The sequence below is a fragment of the Castellaniella sp. genome (assembly GCF_049650445.1).
GTDB lineage: Bacteria > Pseudomonadota > Gammaproteobacteria > Burkholderiales > Burkholderiaceae_B > Castellaniella.
Window position 1 is genome coordinate 23,804 of sequence record NZ_JBASAD010000006.1, and the last position, 22,662, is coordinate 46,465.

Annotated in this window: 20 protein-coding genes; 5 read left to right on the plus strand and 15 right to left on the minus strand. The window is 67.7% G+C overall.

The features are described from left to right. Positions 1-29: 29 nt before the first annotated feature. Genes ligA through smc form a run of 3 tightly spaced genes read right to left on the minus strand, consistent with a single transcriptional unit; the run spans position 30 to position 6,750 of the window. Entirely contained in the window at positions 30-2,207 is a 2,178-nt protein-coding gene (gene ligA, locus WA983_RS01555; protein WP_424250970.1) for an NAD-dependent DNA ligase LigA, read from the minus strand. Between the two features lie 2 nt (positions 2,208-2,209). Beyond that, on the minus strand, positions 2,210-3,199 hold the full coding sequence (locus WA983_RS01560; protein ID WP_424250961.1) for a cell division protein ZipA C-terminal FtsZ-binding domain-containing protein: 990 nt from the start codon (positions 3,197-3,199) through the stop codon (positions 2,210-2,212). A gap of 17 nt (positions 3,200-3,216) precedes the next feature. Continuing rightward, positions 3,217-6,750, minus strand: a complete 3,534-nt coding sequence (gene smc / locus WA983_RS01565; protein ID WP_424250963.1) for a chromosome segregation protein SMC — start codon at positions 6,748-6,750, stop codon at positions 3,217-3,219. A 181-nt stretch (positions 6,751-6,931) separates the two neighbouring features. On the opposite strand from smc, the gene lplT reads away from it, so the two are divergent. Beyond that, positions 6,932-8,236: a lysophospholipid transporter LplT gene (gene lplT, locus WA983_RS01570; RefSeq protein WP_424250966.1), complete on the plus strand. Its 1,305-nt coding sequence runs from the start codon at positions 6,932-6,934 to the stop codon at positions 8,234-8,236. Position 8,237: 1 nt separating this feature from the next. Here lplT and WA983_RS01575 read toward each other — a convergent pair whose 3' ends face one another. Next, on the minus strand, positions 8,238-9,152 hold the full coding sequence (locus tag WA983_RS01575; protein WP_424311509.1) for a uracil-DNA glycosylase family protein: 915 nt from the start codon (positions 9,150-9,152) through the stop codon (positions 8,238-8,240). Further along, complete coding sequence (tsaB, locus tag WA983_RS01580; protein ID WP_424311510.1) at positions 9,149-10,471, minus strand: tRNA (adenosine(37)-N6)-threonylcarbamoyltransferase complex dimerization subunit type 1 TsaB; 1,323 nt, start codon at positions 10,469-10,471, stop codon at positions 9,149-9,151. Before tsaB ends, WA983_RS01575 begins: the two co-directional genes overlap by 4 nt. 125 nt (positions 10,472-10,596) lie before the next feature. Here tsaB and ompR point away from each other — a divergent pair, with 125 nt between their 5' ends. The 3 genes from ompR to WA983_RS01595 all read left to right on the plus strand — a co-directional run bounded on the left by ompR (position 10,597) and on the right by WA983_RS01595 (position 13,485). Continuing rightward, positions 10,597-11,331, plus strand: a complete 735-nt coding sequence (gene ompR / locus WA983_RS01585; RefSeq protein ID WP_376812764.1) for a two-component system response regulator OmpR — start codon at positions 10,597-10,599, stop codon at positions 11,329-11,331. A gap of 123 nt (positions 11,332-11,454) precedes the next feature. Then, the gene (locus tag WA983_RS01590) at positions 11,455-12,837 is read left to right on the plus strand and encodes an ATP-binding protein (protein ID WP_424249890.1); all 1,383 of its coding nucleotides are present in this window, start codon (positions 11,455-11,457) and stop codon (positions 12,835-12,837) included. Between the two features lie 99 nt (positions 12,838-12,936). After that, entirely contained in the window at positions 12,937-13,485 is a 549-nt protein-coding gene (locus tag WA983_RS01595) for a peroxiredoxin (protein WP_376812762.1), read from the plus strand. Between the two features lie 70 nt (positions 13,486-13,555). Here WA983_RS01595 and ispF read toward each other — a convergent pair whose 3' ends face one another. Continuing rightward, on the minus strand, positions 13,556-14,047 hold the full coding sequence (gene ispF, locus WA983_RS01600; RefSeq protein WP_424249892.1) for a 2-C-methyl-D-erythritol 2,4-cyclodiphosphate synthase: 492 nt from the start codon (positions 14,045-14,047) through the stop codon (positions 13,556-13,558). 72 nt (positions 14,048-14,119) lie between these two features. Then, positions 14,120-14,860 carry a 2-C-methyl-D-erythritol 4-phosphate cytidylyltransferase gene (gene ispD, locus WA983_RS01605; RefSeq protein ID WP_424311516.1) on the minus strand — a complete coding sequence of 247 codons (741 nt, stop codon included), beginning with the start codon at positions 14,858-14,860 and terminating at the stop codon, positions 14,120-14,122. Between the two features lie 221 nt (positions 14,861-15,081). Between ispD and eda the strand changes: the two genes are divergently transcribed. Next, on the plus strand, positions 15,082-15,708 hold the full coding sequence (gene eda, locus WA983_RS01610) for a bifunctional 4-hydroxy-2-oxoglutarate aldolase/2-dehydro-3-deoxy-phosphogluconate aldolase (RefSeq protein WP_424251466.1): 627 nt from the start codon (positions 15,082-15,084) through the stop codon (positions 15,706-15,708). A 27-nt stretch (positions 15,709-15,735) separates the two neighbouring features. On the opposite strand, the gene WA983_RS01615 is transcribed toward eda, so the two are convergent. The 8 genes from WA983_RS01615 to WA983_RS01650 all read right to left on the minus strand — a co-directional run bounded on the left by WA983_RS01615 (position 15,736) and on the right by WA983_RS01650 (position 22,640). Then, complete coding sequence (locus WA983_RS01615) at positions 15,736-16,716, minus strand: 2-hydroxyacid dehydrogenase (protein ID WP_424251464.1); 981 nt, start codon at positions 16,714-16,716, stop codon at positions 15,736-15,738. 43 nt (positions 16,717-16,759) lie between these two features. Continuing rightward, complete coding sequence (locus tag WA983_RS01620; protein ID WP_424311511.1) at positions 16,760-17,710, minus strand: sugar kinase; 951 nt, start codon at positions 17,708-17,710, stop codon at positions 16,760-16,762. Next, entirely contained in the window at positions 17,697-18,494 is a 798-nt protein-coding gene (locus WA983_RS01625) for a TIM barrel protein (RefSeq protein WP_424311512.1), read from the minus strand. The genes WA983_RS01620 and WA983_RS01625 overlap by 14 nt, the downstream gene beginning before the upstream one ends. A 9-nt stretch (positions 18,495-18,503) precedes the next feature. After that, on the minus strand, positions 18,504-19,274 hold the full coding sequence (locus WA983_RS01630; RefSeq protein WP_424252026.1) for an amino acid ABC transporter ATP-binding protein: 771 nt from the start codon (positions 19,272-19,274) through the stop codon (positions 18,504-18,506). A 26-nt stretch (positions 19,275-19,300) separates the two neighbouring features. After that, complete coding sequence (locus tag WA983_RS01635; protein WP_424252024.1) at positions 19,301-20,107, minus strand: transporter substrate-binding domain-containing protein; 807 nt, start codon at positions 20,105-20,107, stop codon at positions 19,301-19,303. Positions 20,108-20,186: 79 nt separating this feature from the next. Next, positions 20,187-20,843: an amino acid ABC transporter permease gene (locus WA983_RS01640; RefSeq protein WP_424252022.1), complete on the minus strand. Its 657-nt coding sequence runs from the start codon at positions 20,841-20,843 to the stop codon at positions 20,187-20,189. After that, positions 20,840-21,514, minus strand: a complete 675-nt coding sequence (locus WA983_RS01645) for an amino acid ABC transporter permease (RefSeq protein ID WP_424252020.1) — start codon at positions 21,512-21,514, stop codon at positions 20,840-20,842. The genes WA983_RS01640 and WA983_RS01645 overlap by 4 nt, the downstream gene beginning before the upstream one ends. Positions 21,515-21,614: 100 nt before the next feature. After that, the gene (locus WA983_RS01650) at positions 21,615-22,640 is read right to left on the minus strand and encodes a LacI family DNA-binding transcriptional regulator (RefSeq protein WP_424252018.1); all 1,026 of its coding nucleotides are present in this window, start codon (positions 22,638-22,640) and stop codon (positions 21,615-21,617) included. Between the last annotated feature and the right edge of the window lie 22 nt (positions 22,641-22,662).

Here is a 22,662-nt window from a genome sequence, read left to right on the forward strand (position 1 = left end):
CAGGAAGGCCGCCTCTTTGCTTTTCCGGTTCAGCCTGCCACGCCCAGCAGCGCCTTCAGCCCGGCTTCGTCGAGGATGGGCACACCCAGTTCCGCGGCCTTGGCGAGCTTGCTGCCGGCCTCCTCGCCGGCCACCACCCATGCGGTCTTGCGCGACACCGAGCCGCTGACTTTGCCGCCGGCCGCCAAGACCAGGCGCGTGGCTTCGTCGCGGCTCAGGGTCGGCAGAGTGCCTGTCAGCACCAGGGTCTTGCCCGCCAGGGGCTTCTCGCCGGCGGGTGCCGCGTCGGCCTGGGGCTCGACCCCGACGGCCCGAAGCGCGGCGATGACCTCGCGGTTGTGCGCCTCGGCGAAGAAACGCCGGATCGAGGCCGCCACCACCGGGCCGACGTCCGGCACCTGCAGCAGGTCTTCTTCCGACGCGTCCATGATGGCTTCGATGGCGCCGAAATGCCGCGCCACGTCGCGCGCCGTGGTCTCGCCCACATGGCGGATGCCCAGGGCGTACAGCAAGCGGGACAGGGGCGGATTGCGGCGCTGGTTGATGGCCTCGACCAGATTGCGCGCCGACTTCGTCCCCATGCGGGGATAGGTGGACAGTTCCAGTTCGCCCCCGCCGGACGGGTCCGCCAGCTTGTACAGATCGGCCAGCGTGTGGACCTTGCCGTTGTCCACCAGTTGCTCGATCAGCTTGTCTCCCAGGCCGTCGATGTCCAGGGCCTTGCGGCTGGCAGCATGCCACAAGGTCTGCTTGCGCTGCGCGGGGCAGAACAGCCCGCCGGTGCAGCGCGTGATGGCCTCGCCCTCCGGACGCTCGACCGCCGAGCCGCATTCCGGGCACACAGGGCAGAGGGCCAGCAGATCGAAGACCGGCGCGTCGGCCGGGCGCAGTGCCAGCACCGGCCCGACGACTTCGGGGATCACGTCGCCCGCACGGCGCACCACCACCGTGTCGCCAATACGCACGTCCTTGCGGCGGATCTCGTCCTCGTTGTGCAGCGTGGCGTTGGTGACGGTCACGCCCCCCACGAAGACCGGCTGCAAGCGCGCCACCGGCGTCAGCGCACCGGTGCGACCCACCTGGACGTCGATGCCGATCAAGCGGGTGGTCTCCTCCTGGGCGGGGAATTTGTGTGCCAGGGCGAAGCGCGGTGCACGTGCGACGAATCCCAGGACTTCCTGGGCGCGCAGGTCATCGACCTTGTAGACCACACCGTCGATGTCGTAGGGCAGGCTCGTGCGGGACGCGCTCACGGCCTCGTAGAAGCGCAGCAGGGCCGAAGCCCCCCGGCACAGCGTCCGGCCCGGGCTGACGGCAAAGCCGAAGCCGGCCAGCCAGTCCAGCATCCCGGAATGGCTGGCACGCGGCTGCAACTCGGCGCCGGTGCCATTCTGGATCTGCCCCCAGCCGTAGGCGTAGAAGCGCAGTGGCCGGGTCGCCGTAATGCGCGGGTCCAACTGGCGCAGGCTGCCGGCTGCCGCGTTGCGCGGATTGACGAAGGGCTTGTCACCCCGGGCGACCTGGGCCTCGTTCAGCCGTGCGAAGTCGGCCCGCGTCATCAACACCTCGCCACGCACCTCCAACACGGCGGGCGCATCCCCACCATGCAGGCGCAGCGGCACCGAACGCAGCGTGCGGATATTGACGGTGATGTCCTCACCCTGAGCGCCGTCGCCCCGGGTCGCGGCCTGGACCAAGCGGCCTCGTTCATAGCGCAGGCTGACGGCCAGGCCGTCGAACTTGTATTCCGCGACGTAGGTCACGCCGGGGCCGGGCACCGCCGCTTGGGTCTCGCTCGTGTCTGGAAGCAGCGAACCCTGGGCCTGGGCAGCCCCGGCACCTGCGGCAGCAGCCAGCAGGCCGGATTCGATCAGGGTCGCCGTGACCCGTTCATCGAAGGCCACGACCTCCTCGGTCTCGAAAGCATTGCCCAGCGACAGCATGCGCACGGCATGCTGCACGGAAGCAAAATGGTCCAGCGGGGCCGCACCGACCCGCTGCGTCGGGGAATCGGGCGTCACCCAGTCGGGATGCGCGCCTTCGAGGGCCTGCAGTTCGGCCATCAACTGGTCGTACTGCGCGTCCGAGATGGAGGGCGCGTCCTCGACGTAGTAGCGACGGTTGTGGGCCTCGATGTCGGCGCGCAGGGTCTCCAGACGGCTCCGGTCGGCGGCCTCGCGGTCGGAGCCGCCTGCGCCGGAATCCAGGGTCACGAGAACACCCGCGCCGCGCGGTCGGTGCCGGCCAGAAAACCCGCCTGATCCAGTTGATCATACAGAGCGCTGATCTGCCGGTCGATGGCAGGCGCAGAGTCGTCCTGGAAGGTGCGGCCCTGGTCGTCCAGCACGTGGGCGTCCAGGCGCGCAGCCAGGTCGCGGCCCACGGTCACCATGCGGCTGAAGGCCTGATCGTCAGGCAGACTGTTGGGCACGTCAAGGACCAGATCGACGCGGTGCGCGGCTTCGCCTTCCGGGGCCTCGACCTGCAAGGCGAAACGCGGCAGCCCGTTTTCCGCCATCCAGGCCCACTGCCCGCGCGCCTGGACGAAGCCCACCTCGGCGGCCGACTGGGCGATCGCCGCCACCGCGCGTGGCTGAGCCAGTTGCAGGATCAGTCCGACCTGGGCGTCCATGGCGGCGCAGCGCGCGTCCAGATCCGCCGCCTGGCGCAGCACCGTGTCCTGATCCGGGGCCTCGATCAGACCTTCGAAGCGTTCGGCCAGATTCTGCGCCAGCGTCCACAGATTGGACCATTCGATGGCCGTCAGCGGACCGCTGCGGTTGGCCAGCACCACCGCCAGTTGCAGCGACACGTAGGATTCGCCCGGCAGCGCCCCGCCGCGGTGGCCGCCGCCCTCGCGTTCAGCGAATACGCGCACGGGCTTCTTGCCGACGCGGCCGATGGCCCGCAAGACCTCGGCCAGGGACTCGCCCGCCACAGGATGGGCCAGGGCAATGTCGATGACGGCCTCGCAGGCAGGATCGGCCTCAGGGCTGTCGTCGGCGGCAGGGCGGCCGGTCGGCCACAGACCCGGCTCGCGCCTCGGTTCCGCGTCGCGCATCAGCACGTCGTGGCCGGCCTCCGGCAGCGACTGACGCATGCTGCGTCGCGCCCGCCAGTCCTGCCAGGTGTTGTACAGCAGGACGACGACGATCAGCGCCACCCCGATCGAAATCAGCAAGATCTGCAAATCGCTCATAAAGTCCTCTTATTCGCTCAGGCCGTCTCGGCCGCCCATTGCAGGGCTGAATCCATGTCCACGGCCACGATCCGCGACACGCCCTGTTCCTGCATGGTCACCCCGACCAGTTGCCGGGCCATCTGCATGGCAATTTTATTGTGTGAAATGAACAGAAACTGCGTCTGGTCGCTCATGCCGCGCACCAGGTTCGCGTAGCGTTCGGTATTGGCGTCGTCCAGCGGCGCATCGACCTCGTCGAGCAGGCAGAACGGCGCCGGATTGAGTTTGAACAAGGCGAACACCAGCGCGGTCGCCGTCAGGGCCTTTTCACCGCCCGACAACAGATGAATGGTGCTGTTGCGCTTGCCCGGCGGCTGGGCCATGACCTGCACCCCGGCGTCCAGGATTTCCTCGCCGGTCATGGTCAGGCGCGCCTCGCCGCCGCCGAACAGACGCGGAAACAGTTCACCGAAATGGCCGTTGACCGTCTCGAAAGTCTGCGACAGCAGTTCGCGGGTCTCGCGGTCGATGCGACGAATGGCGTTTTCCAGGGTCTCGATGGCCGCCAGCACGTCAGCGTGCTGAGCGTCCAGAAAACCCTTGCGCTCGCGCGCCGCCGTCAGTTCGTCCAACGCCGCCAGGTTCACGGCACCCAGCGATTCGATGTTGCGCGTGATGCGCTGGACCTCGGACTGCAACCAGTCCAGACGCCGCCACTGAGGCGGCTGTTCGTCCAGGTGGCGGCGCAAGGCGTCGCGGTCCACCTGACGGGCGTCGAGCTGCTCGGCAAACTGCTCGACCGACAGGCGCGAAGCCTGTTCCTTGAGCTGCAATTCGGTGATGCGCGCCCGCAGGGGGTCCAGACCGCGTTCCAGCGTCAGGCGGCCCTCGTCGGCCTCGCGCAGGACGGCGGCGGCCTGATCCTGACTCAGCCGTGCCTCGCGCAAGGCTTCTTCGCACGCCGCCCGGGCTTCGAGCGCGTCCTGCAGGCCGGCCTGAGCCATGGACTCGTCCAGATCGAACAGCTCGCCCTGCAGGGATTCGAGTTCGGCGCCCGAGCGGCGGGCCTGGTCTTCGGCCAGTTGCAGGGTGCGGCGCAATTCGTCCAGCCGGTGGCGCAGGGTGCGCACGGTGTATTCGGCTTCCTGGGCGGCGCGTTCCTGATCGCGGCCCTGCTGGCGGAACTGCTCGGCCTGCCGGGACAGGTCCTCGGCCTGCAAGTCCAGTTCTGCCAGACGTTCCTGCTGTTCGGCCAGCACCTGGTCCAGCGACTCGAAGCGTGCCTCGGATTCGGCCCGCCGGGTGTCCAGTCCGGCTTGTTGTTCGGCCAGTTCCTTCAGGTCACGGTCCAGGCGGCGGGACTGTTCATCGGACTGAGCGGCCTGCTGGCTGAGCTGCTGGTGGCGGATCTGGGCGTCATGCTGCGCCCGCATGCGCTCGGCGATCTGCTGGCGCGCGGGCTGCAGCGCCTGGGTCAGATTGCGGCAGGCGGCGTCGGCCTGAGCGTGGGCATCCAGGGCCTGGTCGGCGATCAACTGCGCGGCGCGGATTTCCAGAGCCAGATTGTCGATCTGCTGGCGGCGCGCCAGTTGGCCGGCCTGATCGGAGTCGGCCGCATAAAAACGTACGCTGCACGCGTCGACCCGGTGGCCATCGCGCAGCACCCAGACACCGCCCGGCGGCAGTTCGCCGCGCCGGGCGATGGCGGTCCCCAGGTCGTCGGCCACGCGCACGTCGCGCAGCCACACGGCCAGCAGGGCCTGCAAGGCGGCATCACGCGTCTGAACGAAATCCAGCAGGCGCGGCGCGTCCGGCCCTGACGCCGCAGGCTGCCCGGCGGCGCCGGGCGTCTGATAAAAAGCCAGGCGCGCAGGCGGCGCATCCTGGGCGAAGGCGCGCACGTGGTCCAGCGTGCGCAGGCCCAGCGCATTCATGCGTTCGTGCAGCACGGCTTCCAGGGCGGTTTCCCAGCCCGCATCGACCTGCAACTGCTGCCACAGGCGCGTCAGACCACCCAGTTCCTGGCGTTGCAGCCAGGGTTCCAGCGCGTCCTCGGACTGGATCTTTTCCTGCAGCGCGATCAGGGCCTGGCGGCGTGCGTCCAGCTTTTCCAGATCCAGCCGGGCCGCCTGGCTGGCCTGCAGCGCCTCGTTCCGGGCGAGCTCCAGGTCCGGCAGACGGGACTCGAGTTCCAGCAGACGCGCCTGGGCCTCTTCCAGGTGTTCCTGGGCAACGGTGCATTCTCCCGCCCAGCGCTGCAACTCAGCCGGATCGGGCGCCCCCAGGGCGGCGCGCTCGTCGTCCAGTCGCGCACGGCGGTCTTCCAGGGCACGCCACTGGCCATCGGCGTCCCGCTGGGACTGCGCCGCCAGCGCCAGATCCTGTTCGGTGCGCGCCAGCGCCCGACGATCCTCGTCGCGCCGGGCCGCCAGATCGCGCAACCGGGCGTCGAGTTCGGGCAAACCGTCCTGGGCGTGCTGCGCCTGTTCGGCCAACTGCTCCGCCCGGGCCTCGGCTTCCTCGATCTGCGCCTGGGTGTCCTCGATCGAGGCCTGACTGTGCGTGCGCTGGTCGCCCCATTCCTGTTGCTGGGCCTGCAATTGGGTGCGCCGGACCTGCAGGCGGTTGCGCGAATCGACCACATGGCGGATCTCGGCTTCCAGGCGGCTGACCTGGGCGCCGGCTTCGAACAGGCGGCCCTGCGTCTGGTGGACTCGTTCGCTGGCCTCGAAATGCGCGGCGCGGCGGGTTTCCAGGTCGGATTCCAAAGCGCGCAGCCCGGCCACGGCGGATTCCAGTTCGGTCTGAGCGCGTTCGGTGTCCACGGCCAGGGACTGGCGGCTTTCGCGGGCGGCCTGCTCGCGCAGCAGCCACAGGGCGTGCTGCTTGAGTTCGCCTTCGGCCTGCAGCGCCCGGTAATCGGCCGCCACCCGGGCCTGGGATTCCAGTTTGTCGAGCTGGCTGGCGAGTTCGCGCAGGATGTCGTCCAGGCGGGTCAGGTTTTCGCGCGTGTCGCCCAGGCGGTTCTCGGTTTCGCGGCGGCGTTCCTTGTAGCGCGACACCCCGGCGGCTTCTTCGAGATAGACGCGCAGTTCTTCGGGACGCGCCTCGATCAGGCGGTTGATCATGCCCTGGCCGATGATGGCATAACCGCGCGCGCCCAGCCCGGTCCCCAGGAAGATGTCGTGGATGTCGCGGCGGCGCACCGCCTGATTATTGATGAAGTAGCTGCTGGCGCCGTCGCGAGTCAGCACCCGGCGCACGGCAATTTCCGCGAAGGTGGACCACTGGCCCGCCGCCCGGCCCTGGACGTTGTCGAACACCAGTTCGACCGAGGCGCGCGCGGCCGGTTTGCGCTGGCCGGAACCATTGAAGATCACGTCCTGCATCGAGGCGCCGCGCAATTCGGACGCCTTGGTCTCGCCCAGAACCCAGCGCACGGCGTCGATGATGTTGGACTTGCCACAGCCGTTGGGACCCACCACGCCGACCAGCTCGCTGGGCGTGGGAATCACGGTCGGATCCACGAAGGACTTGAATCCGGCAAGTTTGATCTGCGTGAGGCGCACGGTGCTGGGGCGAACGAAAAATCGAGGCGCGTGAGTGACAGCGTATGATAACGCACCAGACACGGGCAGCCGCCTGCGCGCACCCCCGCCAGTTGACCCGCAACCCGCTATACTGCAACTCTTTTTTACGAGGGTGCCTTACGGCAGCCGACCTTTTCGTCAACCACTTCGGGGTCCTCGCTTGAACAAGGGCTTTTTCATGGTCATGGCCGCGCAGGCGCTGTCGTCCATTGCGGACAACGCCCTGCTCATCGCCGCCATCGGGCTGATCGCCGACCTCAGTGGCCCGGACTGGATGGCCCCCATGATGAAGTGGTGGTTCGCCCTGGCCTATGTCGTGCTGGCGGCCTTCGTCGGCGCCTTCGCCGACGCCTTTCCCAAGGGCCGGGTCATGTTCGCCACCAATGCGCTCAAGACCTGCGGCTGTCTGCTGATGTTCAGCTACGGCGCTTTCGGCCTGGCTCACGATCAGCAACTGATCCTGATCTTCGCCGCCTACACCGTCGTCGGCATCGGCGCCGCCGCCTATTCCCCAGCCAAATACGGCATCGTCACCGAAATGCTGCCGCCCGAAATGCTGGTCAAGGGCAATAGCTGGATCGAAGGCCTGACCGTGCTGTCGGTCATTGTCGGTACGGTGCTGGGCGGACTGCTGATCAGCCCGTCGGTCTCGACCTGGCTGATGTCGCTGGCCTGGGTGGACAACCTGGTCGACAACGCCGCGCAAAGCGCCATCCTGATGATCGGACTGGTCTACATCGCCGCCGCGCTGTGCAATCTGCTGATCCCCGACACCCATGCCTTCTACCCCCGCCAGCAGACGCATCCGACGGCACTGATCCGCAATTTCGCCCGCTATGTCCGCATTCTGTGGTCGGACAAGCTCGGCCAGATTTCGCTGGCGGTCACCACGCTGTTCTGGGGGGCGGGCGCGACGCTGCAATTCATCGTCATCGAATGGGGTGCCCAGCACCTGGGCTACCGTCTGGATCAGGCGTCCGTGCTGATGGGCGTGGCCGCCTTCGGCACGGTGATCGGCGCGATCTGCGCCGGCCGGGTACCGCTGCGCCGCGCGCTGGCAGTCCTGCCGGTGGGCGTGGTCATGGGCCTGGTGGTGCTGCTGATGCCGGCCGTCTACACGCCCTGGACGGTGTACTGCCTGCTGCTGCTGATCGGCGGCCTGTCAGGCTTTTTCGTGGTTCCGATGAACGCGCTGCTGCAGCACCGCGGCCACGTGCTGCTGTCGGCCGGACATTCGATCGCGGTGCAGAACTTCAACGAGCAGTTGAACATCCTGCTGATGCTGGCCATGTACAGCCTGATGCTGTGGCTGGGTCTGTCCATCAACCTGATCATCGCCCTGTTCGGCATCCTGGTGGCCTGCCTGATGCTGGTCTTCATCCACTGGAACCGGCTCAACCACCGCGCCCAACCCGAACTGAGCCAACAGATCGGCCAGACCGGGCACGGGACGGCGCTCCATTGATTCAACGTGATTCAACGCCGCCGTCCGCCTCGCGCACGGCGGCAGCCAGTCCGGCCAGATCGCGCCAGGCTTCGGCTTTCCAGGCAGAGCGCACCAGCAGCGACGAAGGCTGATGCGTGACCCAGACCGGGATCGGTTCGCCCTGATCGGGCAGGTACCGATGCGGGCCGCCGCGCAGTTCGTCCAGATCCTTGTCCGTTCCGATCACCGCCCGCGCGGCCACCCGGCCCAGCGCCAGAATCCAGCGCGGCTGCAACAGGGCGATCTGCCGGTGCAGCCAGGGCAGGCAGGCGGCGATGTCCTGGGGAGACGGCTCCCGGCCACCCACGGCGCGGCATTTCACTCCGTGAGCCAGGTAGACCGAGTCGGCATGCGGCAGGCGTGCGGCCGCCAGCATGGCCGTCAGCAGGCGGCCCGGGTCGCCCTGGAACGGCAGGCCGCTGGCGTCATCCTCCATGCCGGGCTGCTCGCCGATGATCAGATAGTACGGCCGGTCGGCCTGTCCCGTCCCCGGCACCGCCCGGACGCGCTGAGTGTGTCGCGCACACCCGACGCAGACCGAGACTGCGGCATCCAGCGCGGACAAATCCGGACAGGCCTGCGGCGCGACGGCATCGGGTGCCGGGCCGGGTGGCACGGCGAGCCCCGCCGGGGCGCGCACCCGCGTCAGGCCGGGCGCCGTCGACGGTGTGCCGGATTCCGGCCGGCCGGCCGGGCGAACATCGGCGACGGGCGGCGGACCGGCCGGCGCAAATTCAGCGGACTTAGCAGAAAGCGCCGACTCGGGCACACGCGCCTGAGGCGCGGCGGCATCCTCGCCCACAGGGGGCTCCGGGCGCGTCGCCAGCCAATGGGTGCTCAGACCGATCTCGGCCAGCCAGGCGATCTGGCCCGGGCGCAGCAGGCGCGGCGTCATGAGCGCCCCCAGGGCCGGGGGGCGATGCCCTGCCCGCCCCCCGAGGGGGTCAAGGAAACTTGGGGCGGCCCGGCGTTTCCTTGGGTAGCGTCCGCCGCCAGCGTCAAAGTCATGATCCAGGCGTCTTCGCGACCCTGGACCGCCGGGTAATAGCCCCGCCGCAAGCCGACCTGGACAAATCCGTGTTGATGATAGAAAGCGATGGCGCTCTCGTTGCTGGGGCGGACTTCGAGCGTCAGGGCCGACTGGCCGGTCTGGCGGCAATGGTCGACACAACGGCGCAGCAGCCGCGCGCCCACGCCCTGGCGCTGGGCGTCCGGGCGCACCCCGATGACCAACAGGTGCGCCATGTCCGGCGCGTCCATCACCAGGGCGAAGCCGAGCAGCGCACCCATGCGGCGCACCACCCAGCCACGATAGCCGGCGGCCAGGCCATCGGCGAAATTCTTGCGGGTCCAGGGAAAGGATTGCACCCGGCCTTCGATGGCGGCAACCTCGTCGACGTCGGCCGGCATCATGTCGTGCAGGGTCAGGGTCGCGGCATCGACCAGGGGATTGCCCCCCAGCCCGCCGGCGCGCTCGACCGTGGTGTAGGCGACCTTGTCGCGCACATAGGCGGGCGAGGCCAGGGCGGCATCCACCGCGCGTCCTTCCCGCCAGGCCTGTTCCGCCAGTCGGGCGATGGTGCCGGCCTGGGCGTGGACGCTGTCGGACAGCGTGGACCCGCGCCGCCCCCCCAAGGCTTCGAGTTCGAGGTCCAGGCCGGGAAAGACGTCGAGCGCATCGCCATGCACCACCCAGCCGCCCCCGGCCCACATGCCCCAGCCGGCCGACTCGCGGGTGGCCCAGGCCGCCACGTCGGCGCGCGCCAGCAGGGCCGGCGCCTGCAGCGTGACCCAGCCCGCGCCATCGGCCCGGTAGACGGCGGCATAGACTTCGTTCATGCGCGCGTCCTGCAGCACCACATGGACCCCGGCCGGCTCCTCGCCAGCCCCCTGCAGCGCCACCGCGCACAGGGAATCGACCGGCAGCACGGGGACGTCCAGCGCCACGGCCAGGCCCTGGGCCACCCCACAGGCCACGCGCAGGCCGGTGAATCCGCCCGGCCCCTGGCCGAAGGCGATCGCCGACAGGGCGCGCCGATCCAGGCCGGCCTGCGCCAGCAGATCACACGCCATGGGCAGGATACGTTCGGCGTGCGCGCTCCGGCCCTCGTGCTGGGCCGTACGCAGCCGCGTCCGGCCGCCCGTTCGGGACAGCAGCGCAACGCCGCACAAAGTACTTGATGTTTCAAACGAGAGAATGTGAAAATCGTCCATGGCTTCGACATTTTAAAGGAGACTCCAAGGGGCCTTCCCACTTCCAAAACAAAGACCAAACGCTTATTGTGTAATTTGTTGTGATAGCGCTGGAACCCGTCTCCTGACCCTGTTACATTTTCCGCATGAACACGCAAAACCAGACCCTCACCCGCAAGATCCTGATCGTCGACGACGATCCCCGGCTGCGCGATCTGCTGCGCCGTTACCTGTCCGAACAGGGCTTCAATGTCTACGTCGCCGAAGACGCCAAGGAAATGGCGAAGCTCTGGCAACGGGAACATTTCGATCTCCTGGTGCTGGACCTGATGCTGCCGGGAGAAGATGGCCTGTCCATCTGCCGCCGGCTGCGCGGCAACCACGACAATACGCCCATCATCATGCTGACCGCCAAGGCCGAGGAAATCGACCGCATCGTCGGCCTGGAAATGGGCGCCGACGATTACCTGACCAAGCCGTTCAACCCACGCGAACTGCTGGCCCGGGTCAACGCCATCCTGCGCCGCCGCGGCACCGAGGAACACCCCGGCGCCCCCAGCCAGGAAAACGAATCCGTCGAATTCGGCCCCTACGTGCTCAACCTGTCTACCCGCACCCTGACGCGCAGCGGCGAAGCCGTCCCCATCACCACCGGCGAATTCTCCGTACTCAAGGTCTTCGCCCGCCACCCCAAAGTCCCGCTGTCGCGCGACAAGCTCATGGAACTGGCCCGGGGCCGCGAATACGAAGCCTTCGACCGCAGCCTGGACGTCCAGATCTCGCGGTTGCGCAAGCTGATCGAACCCAACCCTTCCAAACCGGTCTTCATCCAGACGGTCTGGGGCCTGGGCTACGTCTTCGTCCCCGACGGCGGCCAGTAACAGTGCCCCCACGCTGCGCCTTCGGCTTGCTGCCCCCCCAAGGGGGCGCTTATTGCCTTGGGGCGGCCCGGCGGCAATAAATAAACCCCTGGCGGCCTTCGGGCCGCGCGCATCTTCCCTCCCATGACTTTCCTAAGACGGCTGCTCCGACACGGCAACCGGCCCCGGCTGCGGCTGGGGCTGTTCAGCCGTTCCTTCCTGCTGATCGCCTTCCTGATGCTGGTCAGCCTGGGGGCATGGCTGCAGATCGTCTTCAACATCGAAGAAGGCCCCCGCGCCGCCCAACTGGCGCAGCGTATCGCCACCACGGTCAGCGTCACGCGCTCGGCCCTGATGTACGCCGCCCCGGCCGTGCGCCCCTCGCTGCTGCTGGACCTGGCCACCCAGGAAAGCCTGCGCGTCCAGCCCCGCGAGAGCTCCGACGTCCTTGAACCTCTGCCTCACACCGACTACTGGCACAACGTGTCCAGCGAGATCCGTGCCCGTCTCGGCAGCCAGACGGCCGTCATGTGGTCCGTCAATCAGGCTCCCGGCATCTGGATCAGCTTCCACATCAACGAAGATCTGTACTGGCTGGTCTTCGACCGCGACCAATTGCGCCTGACGACCGGCCGCGAATGGCTGGGCTGGGTGGCGGCGTCCCTGATGCTGGCGCTGCTGGGGGCGGCCATCAGTGTGCGCTTCATCAACCAGCCCCTGGCCCAGTTGGCCAAAGTCGCCCAGCAACTGGCGCGCGGTGAAATGCCCACGCCGCTGCCGGAAAAAGGGCCGATCGAGATCCGCGACATGAACATGGCCTTCAACCGCATGGCGCGCGACCTGCGGCAAAACGAGGCCGACCGGGAAATCATGCTGGCGGGGATTTCCCACGACCTGCGCACCCCCCTGGCGCGCATTCGCCTGGAAATCGAGATGAGCCACATGACCGACGAGGCACGCCAGGCCATCGACGAGGATCTGGCCCAGATCAACCACAGCATCGGCCAATTGATGGAATACGCACGGCCGGCCGGTCAGGTGCCGGAGACCGGCGTCGACGTCTCGCGGGCGCTGCAGGATCTGTTCGAGCGCGAGCGCAGCCACACCGCGTCCCTGGGGGGCGAATTGCAAGCCTCCATCCAGCCTGGTCTGCAGGCGCGCATCAGTGCCAATGACCTCAAGCGCATCGTCAGCAACCTGATCGAAAACGCGCGCCGCTACGGCCGCAGCGCCAGCGACGGACGCGCCCGCATCAGCCTGGCCGCCTTCCAGAGCGGAAACCAGTTGACCATCGAAGTCCGCGACCAGGGCGTCGGCATCCCCCAGACCGACATTCAGCGCTTGCTGCGACCCTTCGCGCGCGGCGAATCCGCCCGCACCGGGGTCAGCGGCGCCGGCCTGGGCTTGTCCATCGTCGAACGGCTGCTGGGCCAGGTGGGCGGGAAATTCACCCTGGCGCCCAATGCACCTCAGGGCCTGCTGGCGCGCATCGAGATCCCCAAGGCCAAGGCTCAGAGCAAAGCCTGACGCGGCGCATCCGCGCTGTGCCAGGCGGCCTCGGCGGAAGGAGCCAATGGCGTAGAATGAGAGGCGGCCCCGATGGCCGTACTCATCTCAGGAGCCCCGATGAAAACCATAGGCGACAAGCTCGAGGCCTTCCGCGTCACCGGCGTCAAACCCGGCTTCAATCAGCACGAGGAAAACGGCGTCTCAGCCTTCGAGGACATCACGGAATCGTCCTTCCCCGGCAAATGGAAGGTGATCTACTTCTACCCCAAGGACTTCACCCAGGTCTGCCCCACCGAAATCGTCGGCTTCAACGCCCTGGCCGACGAATTCGAAGAACGCGGCGCCGTCCTCATGGGCGGCTCGACCGACAATGAATACGTCAAGCTCGCCTGGCGGCGCGACAGCCCCGAACTGGGCAAGCTCAACCACTACCAGTTCAGCGATACGGCCGGCGCGCTGGTGGACCCGCTGGGTATCCGCGAAAAATCCGAAGGCGTCGCCCTGCGCGCCACCTTCATCGTCGATCCGGACAACATCATCCAGCACGTGGCGGTCAACAACTTCAACGTCGGCCGCAGCCCCGAGGAAACCCTGCGCGTCCTGGACGCACTGCAGACCGAAGGTCTGTGCGCCTGCAACCGTCCCATCGGGGGCGGCACCCTGTAGATCAGGCACGGCGCAGTCCGCAAGGACTGCCCCGTGTCCGGTCTCGCCCGCATCGCCGCTTGCAAGCGGTTCAGATTCGCGCCAGCAACGCCACTGCGCTGGTCGCGATGCCCTCGCCCCGCCCCAGATAGCCCAGACCTTCGTTGGTCTTGGCCTTGACGTTGACCAGTGCCGGATCGATCTCCAGGTCAGCGGCGATGCAGGCCACCATGGCCGGCGCATGCGGCGCGATCTTGGGCGCCTGGGCATGCACCGTGGCGTCCACGTTGACCACGGACCAGCCGGCCTCGCGGGCCAGACGCGCGGCCTCGCGCAGGAACAGGCGGCTGTCAGCCCCGGCCCAACGCGGGTCGCGGTCGGAGAAATGCCGGCCGATGTCTCCCAACCCTGCCGCCCCCAGTACGGCGTCGGTGATTGCATGCAACAGCGCATCGGCGTCCGAATGACCGACCAGACCCCGCTCGTAGGGGATGTGCACGCCGCCGAGGATGAGCGGCCGGCCCTCGGCCAGCACGTGCAGATCGTGGCCCTGGCCGATGCGGAAAGGAAAGGAGGACGTCATGATGGGATTGCTCCAATGGGATGTTGCTCAACGGCCGGGTGAGATGCGTGCGGTCGCCGGCGTGGGATGGGCTCAGCGGCTGGCCGGCACACGGCCCGCCGCCAACCGGTCCTCGAACCAGTCGAAATCTTCCGGCCAGGTCAGCTTGTCGTTGGCCCGTGCGCCGCGCACCAGCAACGGCGCACGGTCGGCGGCACCGGCCAGTTCCACCGCCGAAGCCTCGTCAGTCACCCGGGGATCACCGGCGCATGCGTCCAGCGCCGCCTGCAATTCCCCGGTGCGGAACATCTGCGGCGTCTGCGCCAGCCACAGCCCCTCGCGCGGCAGAGTCCGTGCCACCCGGGCGCAACCGGCCTGTGTGCTCCAGGCCTGCTTGACCGTATCGGCCACCGGCAGGGCCAGCAGCCCGCCCCGGCCCTGAGCCTGACAAGCATCGATCAGCCGGCCCAGTGCATCGGCCGGCAGACCCGGCCGGGCGGCGTCGTGCACCAGCACCCAGGTGGTATCCGCCAGATCCGCATCCTGCAGGGCGGCACGCACGGTCTCGGCCCGCGTAGGGCCGCCGCAAGGACGCCAGACCGTACGCGGCAGACCGGCCAAGGCCGCATCCACCCAGGGATCACCAGGCGCCACCGCCACTCGCACCTGCACGATGCGCGGATCGGCCAGCAAAGCCCGCACCGTGCGGCGCAGCATGGGCTCACCGCCCAGATCGCGGTATTGCTTGGGCCGGCCGTCAGGGCTGCCGGCACGCGCGCCGATACCGGCGGCCGGCACCAGGGCGATCAGGGCTTCGGTGAAAAGACCGGTCATGGGTTCGATGACAAGGGCGGGCGTGAGTTCATGGAGGGCGATTTTAGCCCACAGGGTATGCATCGCCCCGGATCCGATGGGCTCGAAGCCTGCCCGGTTCCAGTGGCCAGCCCATCCCAAAAAGTAGCTAAACAATCAAAACTATAAAAACTATCGATGATATGACCTTTAATCTGTAGAATGGCTACATATTCTCTTTCGGCACCCTGCCTCAGACATTCATGAATGCACTCGAACTGATCGAACTCAGCCCCGTCATGCCGGTCATCGTGGTACACGATCCAGACTCGGCCGTGAGCCTGGCCCGCGCCCTGGTGGCGGGCGGGGTCCGCACGCTGGAAATCACGCTGCGCTCGGCGGCCGCGCTGGACGCGATCAGCGCCATTCAGGATCAGGTCCCCGACGCCGTGGTCGGCGCGGGCACCGTGCGTACGCCGCAGCAACTGGACGCCGCCGTGCGCGCCGGCGCCCGCTTCGGCATCAGCCCCGGCCTGACCGAAGACCTGGCCCACGCCGTGCGGGATTCGGGCATTCCTTTCCTGCCGGGCGTCGCGACGGCCTCCGAGGCCATGCGGGCAGCCGAACTGGGCTTTCTGGTGCAGAAGCTGTTCCCGGCCGAGGCCGTGGGCGGCGCAGCGCTGCTGAAAGCCTGGCACGGCCCCCTGCCCGATCTGATCTTCTGCCCCACCGGGGGCATCCACGCGGGCAACGCCGCCCAGTATCTGGCCCTGTCCAACGTCGGCTGTGTCGGCGGTTCCTGGCTGACGCCCGCCGCCGCCATCCAGGCCGGTCAATGGGACCTCATCACCGCCCTCGCCCGCGAAGCCTGCGCGTTGTCGACGAGCTGACGCTTCGCCCGCGTTCAGCCGGGCTTGTCAGGCGAGCGGATAAGCCGCGCGCGGGGCTTCGCCCCGCAATACCATCAACAGATTATCGACCGCCATGGCAGCCATGGCGGTGCGCGTCTCGTGCGTGGCCGAACCGATGTGCGGCAGCGCCAGGATGCGCGGATGGCCGCGCAGCGGCGAATCCAGGGGCAGCGGTTCAACGTCGAACACGTCCAGCCCGGCGCCCCGCAGGCGCCCCCCCTCCAAGGCGTCCAGCAGGGCGCGTTCCTGGACGATGGGGCCGCGTGCGCCGTTGATCAGGATCGCACCGGGCTTCATGCGGGCAAAAGCCTGCGGACCGATCAGGCCACGCGTGGACTCGGTCAACGGCAGCACCAGCACGATGAAGTCCGCTGTTTCCAGCAGCGTGTCCAGACCGACGGCCCGTGCCTTGCCGTCCGGCAGGCCGCTGTCGACCGGACGGCGACTGTGATAGACCACCGGCATATTGAAGCCCAGGGCCGCGCGGCGGGCCAGCGCCTGGCCGATACGGCCGTAGCCGACGATGCCCAGGGTCTTGCCGTTCACATCCCAACCGTATTCGGCAGGACCCACGTTGTGCAGCCAGCGCCCCTCGCGCACCAGATTCGCCATGTCGCACAGCCGGCGGCTGGTGGCCAGCACCATGCCGAACAGCAGATCCGCCACGGATTCCGTCAGCACGTCCGGGGTATGGCACAGCACGATGCCGCGCTCGCGCAACGCGTCCAGCGGATAGGCATCGACGCCGACCGAAATGCTGGACACCACCCGCAGGTCGGGCGCCCGGTCCAGCATCGCCGCGTCCAGGCGCACGCTGGAGCCGATCATGCCCTGGACCCGGCCCAGCGCCTGGAAGAACGCCTCGCGCTCATCCTCGCGCCGGGGATCGGCCTGGATGACTTCGTGCTCTGCCTGAATCCGCGCCAATTGCGGCTCGGGCAGAGCGCGGTAGACGAGAACGGTTTGACGGGACGTTTGAACCGGCATGCAGGGACTCCCAGAAAATACGCGCTGGCGGCGGACTACAGGGCTATAGCCCTGCCGCCTGCAATTCGGCCCGCGTGGGCAGGCCCTCGGTATCGCCCGGCACCTGCACCGCGCGCGCGCCGATCCAGGCGCCGCGCGCCACGGCGCGCTCCAGAGACAGGCCTTCGAGCAGGCCGCTGATCACCCCCACGGCAAAGCCGTCACCCGCGCCCACGGTATCCACGACCTGCTCCACAGGACTGGCCGGCACGTGGCCGCTGTGCGTGCCATCGTCGTAATAAGCCCCGTCCGGACCCAGCTTGACGACCACCAGCCGCGCACCCAGGTCGAGGTAGAAACGCGCGATGGCCTCGGGTGCGCGCTCGCCGGTCAACAGCAGACCTTCTTCCACGCCCGGGAGCACCCAGTCGGCCAGCGCGGCCAGTTCGTTGACGCCAGCGCGCATGGCCTCGGTCGAGGCCCACAGCGTGGGACGCAGGTTCGTATCGAAGGACACGGTCCGGCCGGCCTCGCGCATCAGGCGCATGGTCCGCTTCGTGACCTGGAAACTGTCGGCCGACACCGCCGCAAACACCCCGGTGGCGTGCAGGTGGCGGGCCGACAGCAGCCAGTCCCGGTCCACATCGTCCGGACACATGCGGCTGGCCGCAGAACCGGCGCGGTGATATTCGACCTTGGGATCGCTGCCGTCCAGGACCCGGTCCTTGAACAGCAGGCCGGTCCGCTCACCCGCGGCCAGGACCACACGCGAACAATCCACGCCCTCGCCGCGCAGGCTGTCGAGCAGATAGCGGCCCAGGGAATCCTGCCCCAGACGGCTGCCCCAGCCGACCTGCATGCCCAGGCGGGCCAGACCGATGGCCACGTTGGTCTCGGCGCCGGCCGTGCGCTTGTAAAAGGTCTCCACCTGCTCCAGCGGCCCGGGCTGTCCGGCCACCAGCATGACCATGGCCTCGCCCAGTGTGACGACGTCGAGCGATTTACTTGTTGTCATAGAGAGGCTGTTCCAATCGGCGCAGCGCATCCAGCGCCTGGCCAGTGATTCGGGCAAGGTCCTCGCCCATCAAGGGATATTCGATGGCCCGGGGCGCCGTGGCAGGCAGCGCGCGCAGCACCGCGCGCCAGGGCGCGGCGGACGATTCCAGCGGCACGGCCACCCAGCGGTCGGGACGCCGCAGCGCCCCCTTGCAATGCACGTAGCGGACCCGGGACGCGAACGCGTCGGCCGCCCGCAGAGGACATTCGCCGACCCAGTGCCAATTGCCCATGTCGAAGGTCATGCCCAGCGGCACGCCTGCATCGTCCGCAGCACGAAAGAACGCCGCCAAGGCCGGAAGGGTACCCGCCGATTCCGTCTGGTCGTTTTCCACCAGCAGTTCGACCGGATGACCGACCAGCAGAGTCCGCAAGACGTCCAGGCCCGCCGGTGCACGCGGCGCGAAGCCGCCGATCGACATTTTCAGCCAACTGGCACCCAGCCGGAACGCGCGGTCCAGCCCCTCGTGGACCGCCGCCGCATCAAAGCGTCCGGTCGCGTCCCACATCCCCTGCGGACTGGAATAGACGCGGGCCAGGCCGGTTTCAGCGGCCAGTGCCGCCAGCGCGTCGAGTTCACCCGCCGCGTCTTCGCGCAGCAGCTCGCCGCGCACCTCGACACCGTTGGCGCCGGCCGTACGGGCCAGACGGGCGAACCAGACCTGACCATGACGCCGGACCTCGTCCGCGCCAAACGACGTCAGGGACACCAGCGCACCATGCACCGGAATCTGCTTGATCATGCCCGCTCCTCAGTGATTCAGAATCTGGCCGAGGAAACCGCGTGTCTTTTCGTGACCCGGGGACTTGAAGAACTGCTCTGGTGGCGCCTGCTCGATGATCTGGCCGTCGGCCATGAAAATCACCCGGTCGGCCACGCTGCGGGCAAAACCCATTTCGTGCGTGACGCACAGCATGGTCATGCCGTCGCGAGCCAGGCCGATCATGGTGTCCAGGACTTCCTTGACCATTTCCGGGTCCAGGGCCGAGGTGGGCTCATCGAACAACATGACCTTGGGGGTCATGCACAGCGCACGGGCAATGGCCACGCGCTGCTGCTGCCCGCCGGACAACTGGCTGGGGTATTTATGCGCCTGTTCAGCGATCCGCACACGCGACAGGTATTCCATCGCCAGGGCCTCGGCCTGCCGGGCCGTCAGCCCGCGCGAACGCATCGGCGCCAGCATGCAGTTGCGCAGCACCGTCATGTGCGGAAACAGATTGAACTGCTGAAACACCATCCCGACCTCCTGCCGCACGGCATCGACCCCGCGCCCATCGGCGCCCAGGGTGATGCCGTCCACCACGATGCGCCCGTCCCGGATGGTTTCCAGGCCGTTGATACAGCGGATCAGGGTGGATTTGCCCGAGCCCGAAGGCCCGCAAATCACGATGCGTTCGCCCGCGGCCACCGTCAGGTCGATGTCGGTCAGGGCATGGAACTGCCCATACCATTTGTTGAGCTTCTCGATCTGGATGATCGGGTCGCCGGAAGGCGTATTGCGGGGCGAGGTCGCAGTCATGGCGGTCGGTCGGGAATCGGTCGAGATTATTGCTTCAGTGCGGGCAGCGGCGAGCCCAGCCATTTCTGGTAGAGCTTGCTGAATTCACCGTTCTGGATGTTGCGATCGACCAGTTCGTTGACGACCTTGAGCGTTTCGGGCTGGTCCGGCCGCATCGCCACGGCCATTTCCTGCTGCAGCAGCACGAATTTGTTGTCGAAGCGGTCCGGAGCACGCTTGGCGATGCCGGCGGCCACCGTGGTGGAACAACCGATCGCGTCGACCTGGCCGGACAGCAGGGCCTGCATGGCCGAGGCGTCGTCATCGAAGCGGCGGATGTCGGCATCCTTCGGGGCGATCTTGGTGACGGCGATGTCCTGGGTGCTGGCGCGCGCCACGCCGATCTTTTTGCCCGACAGGCCTTCCGGACCGGAAACCTTCAGGTCCTTGCCGCCGAACACGACGATCTGCGCAGCCGAATACGGATGCGAAAACTGCACCTGCTTGGCCCGCTCCGGCGTGATCGCCAGCGAGGCCACCAGCAGATCGACCTTGTCGGTCAGCAGATAGGGAATGCGGTTGGGGCCGGTCACCGGCAGGATCTTGACCTTGACGCCCAGATCCTTGGCCAGCAGCTTGGCCACGTCGGCGTCGTAACCATCGGGCTGGTTTTCGGTATTCATGATGCCGTAGGGCGGGAAATCGACCAGCATGCCGATCGTCAGTTCGCCCTTCTGCTTGATCTGATCGATGGTCTCGGCCGAGGCTGCGGGCGCCAGGCCGATGGCCAGGGTGGCGCAGGCAGCCAGCAGCGTGCCGCCCAACATGCCGCGCAAGGTATGGTTCTTGAACATGGAACGTCTCCGTGAGTTTGTCGGCCTGAGGCCTGTTGACACTGAAATGGGGCGGGACCCGCCCCGAAACCTGGATGCTTTAACTGCTCGCCTGGGACAGTGCCAGGCGCCGCTCCATCCGCCCCGCCAGCAGCGACAGCGGCCAGCACAGCAGAAAATACAGGACTGCCACGATGGAAAATACCACCATGGGCTCGAACGTAGCGTTGTTCACGATCTGGCCCGCGCGGGTCAGTTCGGTAAAGCCGATGATGGCCGCCAGCGACGTGCCCTTGATGACCTGAACCAGATAGCCGACGGTCGGCGGCACGGCAATCTTCAGCGCCTGCGGCAGGATGACGTCGCGCAGGCGGTCGCGGTAATTCAGCCCCAGGGCGGCGGCGGCTTCCCACTGGCCACGCGGCACGGCCTCGATGCAGCCGCGCCAGATCTCGCCCAGAAACGAGCCGGCGTTCAGCGTCAGCGCCACGGCGGCGGCCGTCCAGGGGTCGATTTCCAGGCCGATCACCGGTGCGCCGAAGAACACCAGGAACAACTGCAGCAGCAGCGGCGTCCCCTGGAACACCTTGATGAATCCCGTGGCCAGCGCCCGGGCGGCCCGGTGCGTGCCGGTGCGCGCCAGGGCCACCGCCAGCCCGACCACCCCGCCGCCGATGAACGCGATGAGCGAGAGCAGCACGGTCCACTGGGCGGCCTGCAGGATGTACCAGAAATCAGAGGAGCCGAAGGTTCTCATGAGCGGCCGTCCGGATAGTGGAGGTAGCGATCGTGGACCCAGCGAAAGACGTAAGAAAAGCACAGCGTCAACGCCAGATAGATCAACGTGATGACGATGTAGATCTCAAAGCTGCGGAAGGTTTCGGACTGCAAGGTGGCCGCCACCGAGGTCAGGTCATCGGCCGAGATCACCGACACCACGCTGGAGGCCAGCATCAGCAGGATGAACTGGCTGGTGAGCGCCGGATAGATGGCGCGCAGCGCGGGTCTCAGTACCACGAAACGGAAGATTTCGACCCGCGTCAGGTTCAGGGCCTGGCCGGCTTCGATCTGGCCCCGGGGGATGGCCTCGATCCCGGCGCGCACGATTTCCGTGGCGTAAGCGCCCAGATTGACCGTCATGGCCACCAGCGCGGCCGTGTAGGGCGACCAGCGCACACCGACAGCCGGCAGGGCGAAGAAGAAAAAGAAAAGCTGGACCAGAAACGGCGTGTTGCGGATGAGCTCGATATAGACCTGGATCAGCGCACGCGCGGGTGCCGGCCCGGACGTCTTGCCCCAGGCGCACAACACGGCCACGGCCAGGCCGAACAGCATGGCCAGGCCCGAGAGCTGGATCGTCATCCAGGTGCCGTGCAGCAGCAGCGGCCATGCCTGGAATACCGGGCCGAACTGGAAGGTGTAATTCATGGGGATTACCGGAAATCCGCATTTATGAAACCGGTTTCATTATACTGAAATACGGTATCGGCGAAAATCGGGGCTAACCCTGGAGTCCCGGTCCCGGAGTTTACGGGGCCAGGCGCGTCGAGCCCCGCGCCATCAGCGCCCCGGGCAAGCGGATCGCGCGCGCAGGCACGGCCAGCCCGTCGATGCGCTCGATCAGGCAGCGCGCCGCCAGATTGCCCAGCGCGTCCGTCGGCTGCGCCACTGCACTGATACCCGGCCCGACGTACGGCGCCCAGGGCGTGTCATCGATGCCGATCAGGCCGATATCCGGACCCAGGCGCCAGCCCAGCGTCGTCACGGCGGCCACAATGCGCATGGTCACCACCCCGTTGCCCGCGATCACGGCGGGCGGTCGGGACGCGCCCGCACGAAAATCACGCAAGGCCTGCACCAGACCGTCCGGATCGTGGGCGCCGGCCTCGACCCACCGGCCCTGAGTCGCCGGCGCCAAGGCGGCCAGGCGGGCCTCGTAGGCGCGAGTGCGCTCGATGCGGGAACTGACGGCCCCCAGCGGTTCGGTGATGAACAGGAAATCCCGATAGCCTGCCTCCATCAGATGATCGAGACAGGCATCGATGGCCCGGACGTTGTCCAGCGAGACGAAATCGACTTCCAGGCCCTGGTGCAGGCGATCGACCAGCACCACCGGCCGGCCCCGCAGGGCCGGCGCCAGCACCGAACCCTGCTCCAGACCCAGGGTGTTCAGGATGAAGCCCTCGACCTGGTAGGTGGACAGCACCTGCAGACCCACGCTTTCGCGTTCGCGCTCGTTGCCCAGATTGAACAGCATCATCAGGTAGCCCGCCTGGCGGCAGGCCTGCTCCGCCCCGCTGAGGACGGCAACCGAATAGGGATTGGTGATGTCGGCCACCACCAGACCGATCAGCCGCGAACGGCCACGCTTGAGCGCCTGGGCCATCGGGCTGGGCGTGTAGGCCAGGGCCTCGATCGCGGCCTCGACCCGCTGCGCGATTTCCGGCGACAGCAGCGTGTCGCGGTGGTTGAGAAACCGCGATACCGTGGCCTTGGACACGCCAGCGTGGCGGGCCACGTCGGCGATCGTGCTGCGCGGCGGATGAGGGCTCATGAGCGAAAAGGCCTGGAGAGGG

Bases quoted from the DNA above. Each gene is read 5' to 3' on its own strand.
- ompR (WP_376812764.1), top strand. From the start codon at position 10,597: ATGAACACGCAAAACCAGACCCTCACCCGCAAGATCCTGATCGTCGAC.
- WA983_RS01635 (WP_424252024.1), bottom strand. From the start codon at position 20,107: ATGTTCAAGAACCATACCTTGCGCGGCATGTTGGGCGGCACGCTGCTG.
- WA983_RS01630 (WP_424252026.1), bottom strand. From the start codon at position 19,274: ATGACTGCGACCTCGCCCCGCAATACGCCTTCCGGCGACCCGATCATC.
- WA983_RS01590 (WP_424249890.1), top strand. From the start codon at position 11,455: ATGACTTTCCTAAGACGGCTGCTCCGACACGGCAACCGGCCCCGGCTG.
- ispD (WP_424311516.1), bottom strand. From the start codon at position 14,860: ATGACCGGTCTTTTCACCGAAGCCCTGATCGCCCTGGTGCCGGCCGCC.
- tsaB (WP_424311510.1), bottom strand. From the start codon at position 10,471: ATGGACGATTTTCACATTCTCTCGTTTGAAACATCAAGTACTTTGTGC.
- eda (WP_424251466.1), top strand. From the start codon at position 15,082: ATGAATGCACTCGAACTGATCGAACTCAGCCCCGTCATGCCGGTCATC.
- ispF (WP_424249892.1), bottom strand. From the start codon at position 14,047: ATGACGTCCTCCTTTCCTTTCCGCATCGGCCAGGGCCACGATCTGCAC.
- WA983_RS01560 (WP_424250961.1), bottom strand. From the start codon at position 3,199: ATGAGCGATTTGCAGATCTTGCTGATTTCGATCGGGGTGGCGCTGATC.
- WA983_RS01595 (WP_376812762.1), top strand. From the start codon at position 12,937: ATGAAAACCATAGGCGACAAGCTCGAGGCCTTCCGCGTCACCGGCGTC.
- WA983_RS01645 (WP_424252020.1), bottom strand. From the start codon at position 21,514: ATGAATTACACCTTCCAGTTCGGCCCGGTATTCCAGGCATGGCCGCTG.
- WA983_RS01650 (WP_424252018.1), bottom strand. From the start codon at position 22,640: ATGAGCCCTCATCCGCCGCGCAGCACGATCGCCGACGTGGCCCGCCAC.
- WA983_RS01625 (WP_424311512.1), bottom strand. From the start codon at position 18,494: ATGATCAAGCAGATTCCGGTGCATGGTGCGCTGGTGTCCCTGACGTCG.
- WA983_RS01640 (WP_424252022.1), bottom strand. From the start codon at position 20,843: ATGAGAACCTTCGGCTCCTCTGATTTCTGGTACATCCTGCAGGCCGCC.
- WA983_RS01575 (WP_424311509.1), bottom strand. From the start codon at position 9,152: ATGACGCCGCGCCTGCTGCGCCCGGGCCAGATCGCCTGGCTGGCCGAG.
- WA983_RS01615 (WP_424251464.1), bottom strand. From the start codon at position 16,716: ATGCCGGTTCAAACGTCCCGTCAAACCGTTCTCGTCTACCGCGCTCTG.
- WA983_RS01620 (WP_424311511.1), bottom strand. From the start codon at position 17,710: ATGACAACAAGTAAATCGCTCGACGTCGTCACACTGGGCGAGGCCATG.